The 15,254-nt window shown below is 45.6% G+C and carries 11 protein-coding genes; 3 read left to right on the top strand and 8 right to left on the bottom strand.

Annotated features, from left to right (window positions below; all coding sequences use genetic code 11):
* Window positions 1-190 precede the first annotated feature (190 nt).
* The 5 genes from ASL11_RS30865 to ASL11_RS30845 form a co-directional block, all read right to left on the bottom strand.
* Window positions 191-1,999, bottom strand: a complete 1,809-nt coding sequence (locus ASL11_RS30865; RefSeq protein ID WP_235550631.1) for a sensor histidine kinase — start codon at window positions 1,997-1,999, stop codon at window positions 191-193.
* Window positions 1,996-3,009: a response regulator transcription factor gene (locus tag ASL11_RS30860; protein ID WP_056623487.1), complete on the bottom strand. Its 1,014-nt coding sequence runs from the start codon at window positions 3,007-3,009 to the stop codon at window positions 1,996-1,998. Before ASL11_RS30860 ends, ASL11_RS30865 begins: the two co-directional genes overlap by 4 nt.
* A gap of 80 nt (window positions 3,010-3,089) precedes the next feature.
* Window positions 3,090-4,688 (bottom strand): extracellular solute-binding protein, encoded by a 1,599-nt coding sequence (locus tag ASL11_RS30855; RefSeq protein ID WP_082595993.1) that lies wholly within the window; start codon window positions 4,686-4,688, stop codon window positions 3,090-3,092.
* 108 nt (window positions 4,689-4,796) lie between these two features.
* Complete coding sequence (locus ASL11_RS30850; protein WP_056623484.1) at window positions 4,797-5,675, bottom strand: carbohydrate ABC transporter permease; 879 nt, start codon at window positions 5,673-5,675, stop codon at window positions 4,797-4,799.
* 27 nt (window positions 5,676-5,702) lie between these two features.
* Window positions 5,703-6,665 carry an ABC transporter permease gene (locus ASL11_RS30845; RefSeq protein WP_056623481.1) on the bottom strand — a complete coding sequence of 321 codons (963 nt, stop codon included), beginning with the start codon at window positions 6,663-6,665 and terminating at the stop codon, window positions 5,703-5,705.
* A 515-nt stretch (window positions 6,666-7,180) separates the two neighbouring features.
* Between ASL11_RS30845 and ASL11_RS30840 the strand changes: the two genes are divergently transcribed.
* Window positions 7,181-8,155, top strand: coding sequence for an aldo/keto reductase family protein (locus tag ASL11_RS30840; RefSeq protein ID WP_056623478.1), 975 nt, complete (start codon window positions 7,181-7,183; stop codon window positions 8,153-8,155).
* A 185-nt stretch (window positions 8,156-8,340) separates the two neighbouring features.
* Complete coding sequence (locus tag ASL11_RS30835) at window positions 8,341-8,646, top strand: hypothetical protein (RefSeq protein ID WP_056623474.1); 306 nt, start codon at window positions 8,341-8,343, stop codon at window positions 8,644-8,646.
* 19 nt (window positions 8,647-8,665) lie between these two features.
* On the opposite strand, the gene ASL11_RS30830 is transcribed toward ASL11_RS30835, so the two are convergent.
* Both ASL11_RS30830 and ASL11_RS30825 read right to left on the bottom strand, forming a co-directional pair.
* The gene (locus tag ASL11_RS30830) at window positions 8,666-9,169 is read right to left on the bottom strand and encodes a dihydrofolate reductase (RefSeq protein ID WP_056623471.1); all 504 of its coding nucleotides are present in this window, start codon (window positions 9,167-9,169) and stop codon (window positions 8,666-8,668) included.
* A gap of 24 nt (window positions 9,170-9,193) precedes the next feature.
* Entirely contained in the window at window positions 9,194-9,679 is a 486-nt protein-coding gene (locus ASL11_RS30825; protein ID WP_056623467.1) for a GNAT family N-acetyltransferase, read from the bottom strand.
* A gap of 329 nt (window positions 9,680-10,008) precedes the next feature.
* Here ASL11_RS30825 and ASL11_RS30820 point away from each other — a divergent pair, with 329 nt between their 5' ends.
* Window positions 10,009-12,366 carry an immune inhibitor A domain-containing protein gene (locus ASL11_RS30820; RefSeq protein WP_056623636.1) on the top strand — a complete coding sequence of 786 codons (2,358 nt, stop codon included), beginning with the start codon at window positions 10,009-10,011 and terminating at the stop codon, window positions 12,364-12,366.
* A 62-nt stretch (window positions 12,367-12,428) separates the two neighbouring features.
* Here ASL11_RS30820 and ASL11_RS30815 read toward each other — a convergent pair whose 3' ends face one another.
* The gene (locus ASL11_RS30815; RefSeq protein WP_056623464.1) at window positions 12,429-15,188 is read right to left on the bottom strand and encodes a glycoside hydrolase family 15 protein; all 2,760 of its coding nucleotides are present in this window, start codon (window positions 15,186-15,188) and stop codon (window positions 12,429-12,431) included.
* Between the last annotated feature and the right edge of the window lie 66 nt (window positions 15,189-15,254).

Below are 15,254 nucleotides of genomic sequence, written 5' to 3'. Positions count from 1 at the left end.
TTGGGGGAAGGATGCAGCAAAAAGCCCCGCTCCCGTGTGGGGGCAAGGCTTTGGGATGGGGGGGGCTGGGGTGCTGGGGTGCTGTGTTGTTGAGTTGCTGAGTTGCTGAGTTGCTGGGCTGCTCGGCTAAGCAGGCTTAATAAGCCTTTGTTAAGGCCAAGCCTGAACAGCCTGCTGCCCCCCTTCACCCTCACGTCCCTATATTCGGAAACCGAATATAGATCCGCGTACCAACGCCGAGCTCGCTCGCTATGCTCAGGCCGTACTGCTCGCCGAACACCAGCTGGATGCGGCGATGTACGTTCATCATGCCGATGCCGCCACTGTTGCCGGCGCCTTTATGCAGCTTCGCTTCCGCCAATTGATTGGCGCTCAGCTGCTTGTTTAGCGAAGCGAGATGCTCGGGCGTCATCCCGACGCCGTTATCCTCAAGGACGATAATCAGATCATCGTCCTGAGCCCACGCATCCAGCCGAATATAGTGATGCTCCTCGATCCCATCGGCGAATCCGTGCTGAAAAATATTTTCGATCAATGGCTGCAACGTTAAACGCGCCGTCTTCTTCAAAAAGAATTCCGGCGGTATTCTTACGTCTAGCTCGAACTCCCGCCCCACCCTGTGCTTCATGATCGTCATATAGTTCAGCACATGCTTGAGTTCATTGACAATGGCTGTCTCTTCGATATGCGTCTGCACCGAGTAACGGAACATGGTAGCTATCGCATCCACAATCTCTGTAATTTCAGTGGATTGCTGAATGACGGCGTAGACGATAATATTTTCCAACGTATTGTATAGAAAATGCGGATTGATTTGCAGCTGCAGCGATTGCAGCTCGGCCTTCTGTCGCTCCAATTCAGCGTCCTTCTTGCTGAGCTCCGTTCGATACAAGGTGTCCATTAATTCCGACAGCGAGACGACCATCAAATTGTAGCGCTGGATCAACTCATCCAGCTCATTATTCGTTTGCAGCTGGGGGATTTTCACCCAGTTTCCTTTTTCCGTTTGGCGCATGCCATTTTTCAATATTTGAATCGGCTTCGTAATGTTGCGACCAAATCGATAGGATAACAGTAATGCTAACAGCAGTGTAATACCGCCTACCCAGAAGGAGGAGTATCGAATGCTCGATAGTGGCCGATTAATATCTGCCGTCGGAATCGACACCATGAGGTTCCAGCCCGTATAAGCTGACTTCGAGCTGACGACCATACGCTCTTCCCCAAACGAGGAATCCTTGAAGGATTTCAAGTCATTCCCTTCTATTTTCGCCATCAGCGCCTTGTTCACCGTAGTACCGATGTGCTGCTTGTCGGGATGATACACGATGCGCCCGTCATTATCGACAATGGCAAAAAAACCACTCGGCCCCAAATTGATTCCCTTCCACAAGGTTGCGAACTCGTCTGCCTTAATTTCGATGGCCAAAATTCCCTTAAACTCATTGAACACTTCACCATGAATTTTCCGAGCCAACGTGATGAATTGGTTATTGCTCTCCGAGAATACACTGTTGCTAATAATGGTCATGTTGCCGAGCGCATCTGTCTCTTTGTCCAACTCTTCCATTGTAAAAGCAGGCACCGGATCAACAATCGGCTTCAACGCCGGATTCTCATAATACACCCAATGATCGTTATAATCGGCCAAGTAGACGGTCATAATCTCCGGAGACTTAATAAAAAGCGGATTAATGACGTTATCCATCAAGTTGTCTGTGAACTGATAATACTCGTAATCGCCTGTTGGCGGGTCGTCTAGGAACTTTTTAACCGAACTATTGGTAAAAAGCGACAAATGCGCGCGCTCATAATTTTTCAAATATAAATCCGTATGGTTGACCGCGTTCGATACAATTTCCGTCAAGTGCTGCTCCGTTTGCTCCTTCAATTTGTTCGAGGAGATATAGTAAGAGGAGAAACCGATCGACATGACGGTGATCAGAACAATGGCGGCCACATAGGCGAAAATGCTGCGAGCTAACGATGGCTTCATCATTTGATCCCCATCATATGCCGGTATTCAAGCGGTGAGAGGCCTGTGACTTTTTTGAACATCCGGGAAAAATGCGGGTAGTTCTCATAGCCGATCTCATAAGCGATATCGTTCGTCCTGTAATGAGGCATCTCCAGCATCCGCTTCGCTAGCTCAATTCGTTTCGTGATGCGATATTGTACAAAGGTTTCCTTGAACACCTTCTTGAACAGCAAACTCAAGTAAGGAGGTGTAATCCCGAGATACTCAGCAACGTCCTCTAGGGAGAGACTATTCGTGATGTTGGCATCCATGTAAATTTTCGCTTTCTGCATGAGATCCTGACCACCTCGTTGCAGCGCCAGCTCATCGATCATCTTCATGATTTGCTCCTGAAGCTGCAGGAAGTAAGCCATCATATCTGTTGTATCGGTCATTTCTTCGGTTTTGGGCTGAAAACTGCGAAGAGAGAGTCGCTTCTTGAGCATGGGCAGGCAGTCCTGCAGCAGCTGAATGAACTCGGAATCCGAGGAGGAAGCTGACATGCAATACAATCGCAATTCCTCCAAATGCGCCTCTACCGCATCAATCCGCAGCGTCCAGATGGCCTCTACAATTTTCTCAATCCAATCCTCATACTTGGAAATGGATAAAATGGCATGACCGCTCTGCGAAACCAGCTTCGTCAGCAGATCATGGATTTTGACCGGCGTAAACGGTTTCAATAAATATTCTTTGACCCCATAGGACATACCAGCCTGAGCATATTCGAAGTCACCATAACCCGAAATAATGACCTTTTGGATCAGTGGATATTTCTCATGCACCTGCTTACACAGCTCCAGCCCATCCATTTTCGGCATTCGGATATCTGTAAAAAGCAGCTGCGGCATCGATTCCTCGATCATTTGCAGTGCCTTTACACCATTGCTAGCTGTGCGTATCGAATCAAATGTATGCGAATGCTGCTTCAGCATAATAACCATACCTTTTAGAATAAGCGGTTCGTCGTCTACAATCAGAATTTGCTTCATCCAGCCGCCCTCCTTATGGCAAAAAACATTTATCCTCAACCCGAGAATAAATGCTTTCCACCCAATGCACAAGCTATTTTTTAGTCACCCATCACGACGCCGTCTTTTTTGTTATAACGCTCCGTTGCTTCCTTAATGATTTCATTTCCACCTTTGGCTTTCCAATCTTCCAACGCTTTCGGCCAATCAGAGATCGGTTCCTTGCCGTACACCATTTTCAGCATATGATCTAGAATAACCGGTGGCATATCGGAGAACTTCAGACCCGCATCTGTGAACTTCGCTGTTGTTGTAAGCTCCGGTGCGAAGGAGATCCCGTTTCTTCCTTCTTTTGTCACGATGGTGTCAAATTGTGTGATTAGCTTTTTACCATCTTCGGTTGTGTTTAAAAGTGTTCTGTTAAGTGCCGTATCTTCCACAAGTCTCAGCATAACGGAGCGGAATTGCTCTTCAAGCGAGCCTTCTGGTGTCGTCGGTTGTTTATAAACGACTTTATTATCCTGCATCGTGTACGTGTCGCCTTCAATACCGAAGTTAAAGAATCGATCGCCCGCTTCTGTCACCATGTAGTTCATCATTTTCACAATCGCGATGGCTTTCTCCTTGCTGACCTTGCTATTGATGTAGGACAATCCGCCTGTGTAGCTGTATTTCATCATTCCGCCCTTGCCATCATCACCGACTGGAGACGGAATAATGATGACTTCCGATTTGGCATTGGCAGGCTTCGTTGTACTAATCCAGTTCATCAGCAAGTTCGCGTTGTGATTCCATACCCCGGATTTACCTGCATTGATGTTGTTCGTCCATTTGTTACCGTCAAGACTTGCGAAATCCTTTGCCATCAAGCCTTCATCGTACATCGTTTTGTAGACAGTCAGTGCTTTCTGCATCGCTTCCACTTTGAAAAATTTCGGTACAACCTGATCGCCAATTTTCTCGAACATCGTGCTATACGGCATAACGTCATACGCTCCGAAAATCACATCGGAATACACAAAATCTTTCCGGAATGCATACGGTTCAGCAACACCATTCTTCTTCATGGCCCGCAGGACGTTGAGGAAATCGTCTACCGTCTTCGGTACTGGCAGCCCCGTTTGATCCAGTAAATCCTTCCGTATAAAAGTGGAGCGACGGCTTGCATTGGACAAATATTCAGGAATGGCATAGATTTTTCCGTTGTACTTCACTTCGTTCCACGCTTGCTCGGGAATCGCTTTCAATAAATCTTTGCCATATTCTTTGAGTAGATCATCAAGTGGCATGAACAATCCACCCTTGATCGCTCCGCTCATATCTGGCCCCTGTGGGAACATCCCTTGAATCGTGTTCATGACATCCGGCAGATCCGTGCTGGCGAACATCAAGGCTGTCTTCGGTTTGAACTCCGCATGAGGTACAAGACGCAGATCAAGCTGTGTATTCGTTAATTCACCAAGCTTTTTCACCCATTTATCATTGTTGATGTCTGTGCTGCCGAGCGCATATTTATTTAAGGAGTCACTTAAGGAGATGGAGATTTTCACCGGTGCTTGCGCTTTTGCGGAACTTGCAGGGCTTGCTGGATTTGCTGGGCTTGCACTAGTTCCAGTCGTACTCGTTGAAGAATTGGAGCAACCCGCGATAACCGCAACCATTAGCGTTGAGACGAGACCCGTTTTCAACCAAGCTTTCATTGTATATCCCCCTAATCGATATGTTGTTGATTCGTGATCATCTTATCGTGAAAGAAAAACTTGGAACATTGTGTTTTTTAAGCTCAGTTGATCTTTATTATACAGGTTTTACGATTTTATCGAACCGATTAACATCCCTTTGATGAAATGCTTTTGCAGGAAAGGGTACACGAGCATGATCGGAATCGTTGCAATCACGATAACGGCCATCTTCAGTCCTTCAGGCGATAAATTGGCGATATCCCCCGCCGTATTGGCTAAATCAGATGAATCGGTCACGACAAATTCACGTAATTTCACTTGGAGCGGGAACAGGGCACGATTGTTGATAAAATAGAGCGCATTCGAATAGTTGTTCCACAACGCTACCGAATAAATGATACTCATCGTCGCCATCGCTGGCTTCGAAAGCGGCAAAATAATGCTCCAAATCGTGCGAATCTCCCCAGCACCGTCAATCCGTGCGGACTCAATCAGCTCGCCTGGAATGGAGAGAAAGAATGAGCGCATCACGAACAAATTAAACGCACTGATCGCCCCGGGCAGCATTAATGCCCATAAGCTATCCAGCAGACCCAGATTACGTACAAGCAAGTAATTGGGAATCAGTGGAGCATGGAAAATCATCGTAATGAGCACAAGCAGCAAAATGTATTTGCGCTCTCGATATTCATTTCTGGATAGCGGATACGCTAAACTTGCTGTCATGATGAGACTGATGAGTGTACCGAAAACAGTAATAATTACGCTTACACTAAAAGCGCGCCATATCGCGATTTGCTTCAGAACCGTCACATAGTTATCCACCGTAAATTGGACAGGCCATAACACGACCTTCCCCGCACTGAGTGCAACAGGTCCACTGAAGGACTGGGCGATAATATTTAATATCGGCAGCACCATAATTAAGCTGATCAGAATGAGCCCAATTGGATTCAATATGGATATAGGGCTTGGTTTATTTAACGCAGACTTACTACTAGACATATTTAGGAGCCTCCTTTCTTCGATAAGTTAGTATAAACCCTCGCCGGTTGCTTTTTTGCTGAACATGTTGGCTGTTACAATGAGCACGAAACCAATCACCGACTTAAATAGGCCAATGGCTGTCGTATAGCTATATTCGCGCTGAATCAGCCCCACCCGATAAATGTACGTATCCAAAATATCGCCCTGCGAATTGTTCAAAGGATTCAGGAACACGAACACGCGCTCAAAACCTAAATCCAGAAAATTACCAATTTGCAAAAGAAAGAGGATCGTAATCGTCGTCAGAATACTCGGAATCGTAATGGACCATGTTTGTTTCCAACGTGATGCTCCGTCAATTTGCGCAGCCTCGTAGATATCTGGATTGATCCCGCTCATCGCCGCCAAATAAATAATGGTACTCCAGCCCGCATCCCGCCAAACGCTTGAACTCACAATGATGGTCCGAATGAAGGAATCCTCACCCATGAAATAAATCGACTCAAGTCCGAACAGTGTAACGATATAGTTGACGACACCTCTTGTCGGATTTAAGATTTCAATCACAATGCCCCCGACCACTACCCATGATAAAAAGTGAGGTAGGTATACGGCCGTCTGGACGAAACGTTTGAAAAACTGGTTGCGCAGCTCGTTCATCATCAGTGCCAGTAGGATCGGTATTGGGAAGGCGAAGAACAAGGTGTAGAAGCCGATGGCCATCGTGTTTTTTAAAATGCGCCAGAAATCCGCGTACTCGAACATGCGCCGGAAATTGTCCAAGCCCACCCAATCGCTTTTCCATATCCCGGTGAAAATACTGTAATCCTGAAAGGCCATGACTGACCCCGTCAGCGGGATATATTTGAAGATTAAAAAGTAAACAATGCCCGGAATCGACAGCAGGTACAGCACCTTGTAGCGATTGTAATAGGTCAACAACCCTGATTTTTTCGCCGATTGCTCTTGAGACTTGCTTAGCGTCGGCTTAACCTCTGAATAGCTCATGTTCTCCATCACCCTATCATCGTTGTTATGATATGAAGTGTAACGTAGGCGGCGTGAAAGAGGCATACCGTGAATTAAGGGCACTTATCTTTTTTTAATATTTGACTCTACTTATTCCGCCATCTCCACCATTTGAGCACTCTAACAACACCTCTTAGTCATTTCGCCCCCCCACTGCCTCTCTGCCGAAATAACTGGATTTCCTCCAGCTAAATTCTCTCATTGCGCCGGGTAATCGGGATTAACTGGATAAAGTACATCTAAATTTGGTCATATGCGCCGTATCGAGCTAAATCAGCCGAATTACCTACGTGTTTTACATCTAGTTGGTGAAATGGGGGATTTCCGACGAAATTAGCTGTATGTTTTCCAGTTATTCGTTGCTGGGGGTTAGTAGGGACCGCCCAATACTTAACTCCACGTAACTAAGTGAACTAATAGTGCCTTCTTGTCGGCCAACCCCACCTCACTTATACTTACAGCAACAAGGGTTAATGAGAGGATGATACTAGCAGATGAAATATAGAAATATGGGACGCAGCGGGTTAAAAGTAAGTGAAATCGCCTTAGGAAGCTGGCTTACATACGGTACAGCCGCAGAGCAAAAAGCCGCTGATGCTTGCATCGCGAAAGCTTTTGAAAGTGGTATTAATTTCTTCGATACCGCGAATGCTTACAATCGTGGCGAAGGCGAGAAAGCGATGGGAGCCGCGCTGAAAGGATATGATCGCTCGAGCTATGTGCTCTCGACGAAGGTCTATTTCCCGATGGGCGAAGGTCCGAACGATCGCGGATTATCCCGCAAGCACATTATGGAGCAATGTGATGCTAGCTTGAAACGACTTGGTGTCGACTACATCGATATCTATTTCTGCCATCGGTATGACATTCACACACCGCTGGAAGAAACACTTCGCGCGCTCGACGATTTGGTCACGCAAGGCAAAATCATTTATCCTGCCGTTAGCGAATGGAACGGTGCTCAAATCACCGAGGCTGCAAGCATTGCTGAGCGCCTCCATCTACGTCCGCTGATTTCAAATCAGCCGATCTATAATATGTTCGAGCGCTATATCGAGCGCGAAGTACTTCCTGTATCCGAGCGCAAGGGGCTTGGTCAGGTTGTCTTTTCACCGCTTGCGCAAGGCATTCTAACGGGTAAATATAAGTTGGGGCAGCCACTCCCTGCCGATAGTCGTGCTGCGAACGATTCCGTAAATGGCGTCATCAACAGCTATCTGAATGACCGTGTACTACAGACCGTTCATGAACTTGAGCAAGTTGCCCAAGGGCTGGATATCTCTATCGCACAACTCGCGATTGCATGGGTGCTTCGTCAACCTGGCGTAAGCTCCGCACTGATTGGTGCGACAAAGCCTGAGCAGATCGAAGAGAACGTGAAAGCTGTTGATATTGCGCTCGGAGCAGAAACATTGGAGCAAATCGAGGATATTTTGAAGAAAGTCGCGGATTTCTCTCCAGCACGCTAATCATTTGAACAATGGATAGAGCTTACCCCCATTAATAAAAGAATATATGCACAACGAGAAGCCGTTCCTAAGGTCAAAAGACCTTGCGAACGGCTTTTTATATTATCCATTAGAAGTCTTGTAATAAATATCCAATACGAGGCGTATTACTTCTTATCTAACAAATTAGAAAATGGGAGGCTTTTATGGAAAACCGACATATATTATCCGCTTTAAGCTATTTCAGCGTATTTTTTGCTCCTTTTCTTTTGCCTATTGTTATTTATTTCGTTGTTATGGACCGTGAGGTTAAGCATCATGCGAAATGGGCATTCCTCTCACATTGCTTGCCCATTGCAGGCTTCATTCTCTCCTGGATATTGGGTTTAAACAGCATATTTAATGGCGGTCACATGTCCCAGTTCATCATTCCGTTGATACTAACCGGGGTTGCCTATTTGGTCGTCTTTATCTGGAATATTGTGATGGGTATCAAGGTGTTAACTCGTTAAAAAGACCACCGGTTCTTTTTTAACCAAATAGCTCTGTATTTACCCTTGTGTACACATGAAAATAATACGTATATGGATTCGATTCATCTGTAATCCCTTGTTCAACAGAAACCTCCTGCCACTCCGTATAATCAACCTCTGGAAAGTAAGTATCCCCATCGAATTCATGATCGATTTTGGTCATATAGAGCTTGTCCGCATAGGGTAAAAATAGACGATAAATTTCTTCGCCGCCAAAAATGAAGAATTCTTCTTCTCCGCGGCACATCGCTAGTACATCTGCAACGGAATGAGCGATCTCGCATCCCTGGGCGGAATAGGTCGTATCCCTAGTCAGGATGATGTTCCGTCTCCCTGGCAACGCTTTGCCGATGGACTCGAAATTTTTTCTCCCTAAAATGATTGAATGTCCCATCGTCGTTTTCTTTACATACTGCCACTCTTTGGGCAGACGCCACGGCAGGTCATTATTTTTACCAATAACGCGATTCTTGTCCATGGCTACTATGAACGAAATTGTCAAAGAGATCACTGCCTTATCTTAGATTTACGGTTCCGTAACAGACAATTTCATCCGTATGCCTGCTATGGTTTGCCCCGTATGATTCGTTTTCTTCTCTACCAAATAGGGCTTAAACCCTAGCTTGGTATAAAATATCAATCCTCGTGTGTTCACATTATGACAAACGAGATGCAACTCTTGAACCTTTAGCTCATCTGTCGCTTTCGCAATCATTGTGCGGATTAAAGATTCAGCTGCACCCGTACCTCTAGCTTCAGGAGAAACAATGACGTTGCCAAGCCAACAGTGCTTATCTACCTCTAAACCATACAAATTCGCATACCCCTGTATCTGCCCCTTCACATCCACCACGACGGTTTGCTGCAATCTATTCTTAGTTGACTCCACGAGTTGTTCAGACGTAAGCGGGTATTGCAGCACAGGTGACATATAATACAGCTCTTCCGCATTGCGCGGAAAGGAACGAATTGTGTTGAAATCCTCGTTAGTTGCTGATCTACATGTGAACATGGGAATTCCTCCTTTTATGGAAAAGTGGGAATTAAAGCGAATGTACCGCCCTGCCCACACCCTCCACTTACGCATAGCTCATACAATTTCGAGAGGAAGTTCTCGTTTCCTTTTTTGTAATCCGCAACTCTATCAAACGACAAAATCAGAGCCATCATGTCGAATTAGGAAATAAATGGGTGGGTCCATGTGAGCAGGACCATAAGCACTTACTAGACTAGTCGAATCTAGTATTTAATTGAAATGACCATAGGTCAAATACATAGATTAGTTTCAGTTTCATACTCTATTTTGCAGGAGGTCTCCTATTGAAAAACTACACCTCAAAGATGACTAGAGTTTTACTAGCAACAAGTTTAACCGCAGGACTTTTCTCAACAGCCGCTTTCACAACAGCAACATCTGCATTCGCTGCAGAAACTGACCACGTTGAGGCACTTGAAGCACCACCGGTCGATTTCAATATCGTGGATGATGACCGACTGGCCAAAAGCTTAATGGACCGAGGTCTATTAAGTAAAAGCGCTACCCCTGAACAAATCAGTAAAGCTATCAAATCGTATGTTGCCGTAAAGAACAACAAAATGGCTCCAACCAAAGTGGACAAGCAAAGCAATGAGATCGACAGAAGATCGAAGGAGTTCATTGCAAAGCAAAAAGATAAGCTTTTATCACAGTTAAACAAAGGCCATCTGGATTTGAAGAATGGTCTCCCTAATGGCATCCCTATTCCATCCGCCAAACAAGATTCCTACAACGGTCCCGTACGCGAGGATAAAGTCCTTGTTCTTTTGACCGAATTCTCAGATTTTAAACATAACAATGTCAAGCAAGAACCTGGATTCATGTTTGCCAAAGATTTCAACCGAGATCATTATCAACAGCTCATGTTCGGCAATAAAGATTTCACTTTATTCGACGGTTCTAAGATCAAAACCTTCAAACAATACTACGAAGAGCAATCCGGTGGCAGCTATACGGTGGATGGCTATGTCTCCGATTGGTTAACCGTTCCAGGTAAAGCCGTCGAATACGGTGATGACAACCCTGCAGGAGGTCATGATAACCTCAACCCCAAAGGGCCTCGAGATCTTGTGAAGGACGCGCTGAATGCTGCAGTTGCAACCGGCCTTAAGCTAGCTGACTATGATAAGTTCGATTTATATGATTTGGATGGCGATGGCAATCAGAATGAACCTGACGGTCTAGTCGACCACCTGATGATTATTCATGCGGGTACGGGCCAAGAAGCTGGCGGTGGTCAGTTAGGCGATAATGCCATCTGGTCTCATCGTTGGACACTTAGTAGTGTGTATGCGATTCCTGGAACGACAGCAGGTGTAGATTATTGGGGTGGCCGAATGGCTGCTTATGATTATACAATCCAACCTGAAGATGGTGCTGTGGGAGTATTTGCTCATGAGTACGGTCATGACTTAGGATTGCCGGATGAATATGATACCCAATATTCCGGGCAAGGTGAGCCAATTGCCTCTTGGTCCATCATGAGCGGTGGCAGTTGGAACGGCAACATTGCGGGTACAACTCCTAGCTCTTTTTCACCTCAAAATAAAGAGTTCTTCCAGAAAACCATGGGTGGCAACTGGGCCAATGTAACTGAAATTGATTCCTCCGATATTACGAAATTAGGTAAGGCTGCCATCATTGATCAGAGTGTAACGAAATCGCAAAATCCAGGTATCGTCAAAGTGACTTTGCCAGATAAAGCAGTAACAGGCATCCAACCAGCATTCGGCGCTAAGTATTATTACAGCACGAAAGGCGACAATCTTCATACGACGCTTTCCACGCCTGAGTTTGATTTAACCCAAGCACAAACAGCTACTTTTGATTTTAAAACGCTGTATGAGGTCGAGTTCGAATATGACTACTTAACGGTTACAGCATCGACCTACAATGAGCAAGTAATCCTAGATATCATTGGTGACAATGACACGAATGGCGATGCACGTGCAGAAACCACGAACGGAGCTTGGGTAGACAAGTCCTATGATTTAAGCCATTTTGCTGGTAAAAAAGTAACCCTCCACTTCGACTACGTCACAGATGGCGGGCTCGCGTTGAATGGTTTTGCTATGGATAATGCGAAATTAACCGTAAATGGTCAAGTCGTATTCTCCGACGATGCCGAAGGTGCATCTCAATTTAACCTCGATGGTTTTGTCGCCTCGAACGGTATTGAATTCAAGAAGCACTATTATTACCTGGAGTGGAGAAACTACGCGGGGTCTGATAAATCTCTTGCCTTTAGCCGTGGTGTGAAATACAATACTGGACTTCTTGTGTGGTACGCAGATGATAGTTATTTGGACAACTGGACCGGTATCCACCCTGGACAAGGATTCCTTGGCGTCGTAGACTCTCACGCTGATGCGATGATTTTCAAGAAAGATGGACAAGATTCTGTCTCGCAAACGACACGTTATCAAGTAGCGGACGCAGCCTTCTCGCTGGATAAAACACCAGCTTGGTACATCAACAACCCTACCCGTGGTGAGTATACGTATAAGTCCCTGCAAGGCGTTGAGGAATTCTCTGATGCCAAGACTTATATGAACACATTGATTCCAGATGCCGGGCGCCTAGTGCCGAATTTCGGATTAAAGTTCCGAGTCGTTGGTGAAGCCAAGGACAACTCTGCTGGATTAATTTGGATCCATAAGTAAAGATAATATGAACAAATCAAGAACCCCCTAGCCTAAGCTAAGGGGTTCTTGTTATTAGAAACTTACTCGACGTTGCCGTAGTACCAAGCTTCACCTGTCGTCGTAATGCGATAATTCAGAGCAATTCTATCGTCCTCCGTCCAAGCTAGCGTGCTTGGATTTTGACGTATTAAGACAATATTTAAATTAGAAAAGTCCCCTGTAGCCACCGCAGAGCTGGCTAACTGGCTAAGTGGAATGACCATCTCCATCTCGCCTGTAGTTGTGTCCCACTGAGGAATGGTGACTCCTGTAATATGGTTGGTAAATGTCCAGTTCCCGCTTTGAACATTAAATTTAGAAAGATTCGTTCCATCACTCCAACGACCAACTAAATATTGGAAAGGTCGATCTAAGGTTCCTCCATACATGCCTGTTGATTTGCTCGAGGCTGCACTGTGCTTAAAGTCCTCAGCGTATACCATCATTCCAAATCGCGGAGTGGTATTGAAGCCTGATAAGGTACCGCTATTATTTTTGATTCGGACGTATAGATTATTAGCATCGTTACTAACATATACCCTCTTAATGTCTGTATCTGCAGAACTTGATGAACTGTCTGAAACCTTATCGATATAGTAAGGAACATTGCTCCATTGAGACAGATCATTGGCTACGGTTGTTGTAACCGTAATTGCTTTGTATGCCCCGCTATTCGATTGCGGAGGTGTAATCCGAATATCCGCTTTCCCTTCATACTGCAAAGCCGTAAGGACAAACCAAGCCGCTGTTACAGGCTCAACGGATGTACTCGGCAGCGGCTTGAGTGTAATCCGTGATACCGCTTCCCCCGCTGACATATAGCCGACCGCCGTTCGGGAAACGACCCATTGTAAATAATTAAGAGCACTCGCTGTTTCTCCACGATCCAGATGATAGAGCGCCATATAGAGACTCATCTGCGGCCATGATGGCTCATCGCTTTGCGCTTCATTACCTGCAGGACTGAATGATGCGGTGTAGTAGAAGGTATCCCCATCATAACGGGCTATGCCATAGTTATCATGCTGCAGATTCGTTTTTATTTTGTTATTATGGCTGCTTGCCCGTGAAGAATTGGCGTCAACTACCCCATAAGCCATCAGCGCCGCTGATGATGCATCTACCAACGTATTGGCGCCTCCGGATGTTGTTACGGCCCGATTGTAATAGTTATTCACGACATTCCACAAACCTTTGGGATTCCACGTATCTTCTCTTTGAATACTGGAACGAATTTTACTGGCTGCTCCATTATAATCGTCGGCTAAGCTGTTCAAGCTCTTCGCCCTCGCCATGTACTGTGCCGCATCCAAACCAGCTACATAGACCGCTTGTGTGAAGGCGTTGTACTCTACATTCTCCTCCCAAATGCTATTATCCGGCACGCCGAATTGATACGGGTCAGACCCTAAATTCGACCAAATGAAATCAGCGGATTTTTTATATTTGGTCCAAATGTTGTTGAGAAAAGTCGTATTTCCCGTCTTTACGTAATGCAGGTAAGCGCCGATTAAGAAAATGCCGATGGAATCATGCTCAGGCTCGACAAAAGAAACATAATTATTAGTCCATAAATCGAACGTGGTCTTAAAGCTGCCGTCAGATAGCTGGCGATCCTGCAGCCAATACCAATATTTCTCCGCTTCAGCGGTAAAGCCTGCTTGATCGAGCGCCATCGCCGTCACCGCTGAATCCCTTGCCCAAACCTTATACCCATAAGCGATCGGATTCGTTGCTGCCGGCATTGCTCCGGAAGTTGGCTGAATGGAGTTCTTGATCGTAATTAAGCCGCGTTTATACGTATCGTTGATGCCGGTATCCGTGAAGTTGACGGTTTGTTTACCGGTTCCTGTTAACCAATTTGTGTAAGAAGTTCCGGTTTGGGTAAACCAATAGGAGGCTGTTTGTGCTCGCGCCGTATCGATCGAGCTTTGTGCATTCGCAAGTGAATTGCGCACTGTTGCTACAAAAGAACGCGTGACTGAGCTGTTTGCCGGAATCGTAAATCGATCCTGAAACGCTACACTGATGTCTACAGCTGTCTTGCTAGCGTTGTTCTTAACGGTTCCGTTGTTGTCGAAGGTGTACCATGCCGCAACATCAGAGGCAGCTAGCGAGGACTGCGTATCGTCAGCCACCTGATAACCATCCATTGTTTGATAAGCGCCAAGGGCGACATAATACTGTCCCGAATTGCTCATGTTGACGAATAAGGTATTCCGCGCTGCATCGTAGGAGCCCGTATTCGTTTGATTCGTGCCTCCCTTGGTTTTATTGTTGACATGAATTTGCTCCAACATGTTGTAATCAATAGCAGAGCCTGTTGGATTCGTAAACGTAAAGGTTGCAACCGTGAAATTATCATTTGGCACCATAGCAAAATCCTTCGTTACCGTAATCGGCATGTTAGTGCCGCTATAATCCAAATATTTGGTACGTAAAATCCCGTTGTTATCGTAATAAGCTTCAGAATTGAAATTATGCGGCTGATCATATTTGGTCGAGCTGGTTTCATTTCGGAAAAAGCTTGAGTAATCAACGATTTGATTCGTCGTATAATCATCGCTGATCCGCATCTCGCCAATCCTTGGTCCGAACGTGCCCGTGTCATTCTGAGACAGCTTGCTAGCCATCCAAATATTCATGGCATTCGTCCAGTTGGACATATAGAGGCTCGTAATAGACTGCGAAGTGGGAGAGGTCAGGGCAAAGACTGGCACTGAAATAAGCAATAAACTTAGTGTTAACACTACGGCAAGAAATAGTGCCAGCTTAGATTTATAAGTGCGCATAAGGACCATGGTTAAACCTCCTAGTTCGTATTTTTCACCACAATAGAAAGTATAAGTTTTCGGCTACCGAAAACG

The organism is Paenibacillus sp. Soil750, assembly GCF_001428045.1.
Taxonomy (GTDB): domain Bacteria; phylum Bacillota; class Bacilli; order Paenibacillales; family NBRC-103111; genus Paenibacillus_E; species Paenibacillus_E allorhizoplanae.
Note: the sequence above shows the minus strand (reverse complement) of the source record. Positions and strands in the feature narration are given on the sequence as shown.

Excerpts from the sequence above, each read along its gene's own strand:
- ASL11_RS30845 (WP_056623481.1), bottom strand. The coding sequence starts at position 6,665 with ATGAGCTATTCAGAGGTTAAGCCGACGCTAAGCAAGTCTCAAGAGCAA.
- ASL11_RS30820 (WP_056623636.1), top strand. The coding sequence starts at position 10,009 with ATGACTAGAGTTTTACTAGCAACAAGTTTAACCGCAGGACTTTTCTCA.
- ASL11_RS30825 (WP_056623467.1), bottom strand. The coding sequence starts at position 9,679 with ATGTTCACATGTAGATCAGCAACTAACGAGGATTTCAACACAATTCGT.
- ASL11_RS30860 (WP_056623487.1), bottom strand. The coding sequence starts at position 3,009 with ATGAAGCAAATTCTGATTGTAGACGACGAACCGCTTATTCTAAAAGGT.
- ASL11_RS30840 (WP_056623478.1), top strand. The coding sequence starts at position 7,181 with ATGAAATATAGAAATATGGGACGCAGCGGGTTAAAAGTAAGTGAAATC.
- ASL11_RS30850 (WP_056623484.1), bottom strand. The coding sequence starts at position 5,675 with ATGTCTAGTAGTAAGTCTGCGTTAAATAAACCAAGCCCTATATCCATA.
- ASL11_RS30865 (WP_235550631.1), bottom strand. The coding sequence starts at position 1,999 with ATGATGAAGCCATCGTTAGCTCGCAGCATTTTCGCCTATGTGGCCGCC.
- ASL11_RS30835 (WP_056623474.1), top strand. The coding sequence starts at position 8,341 with ATGGAAAACCGACATATATTATCCGCTTTAAGCTATTTCAGCGTATTT.
- ASL11_RS30855 (WP_082595993.1), bottom strand. The coding sequence starts at position 4,688 with ATGAAAGCTTGGTTGAAAACGGGTCTCGTCTCAACGCTAATGGTTGCG.
- ASL11_RS30815 (WP_056623464.1), bottom strand. The coding sequence starts at position 15,188 with ATGGTCCTTATGCGCACTTATAAATCTAAGCTGGCACTATTTCTTGCC.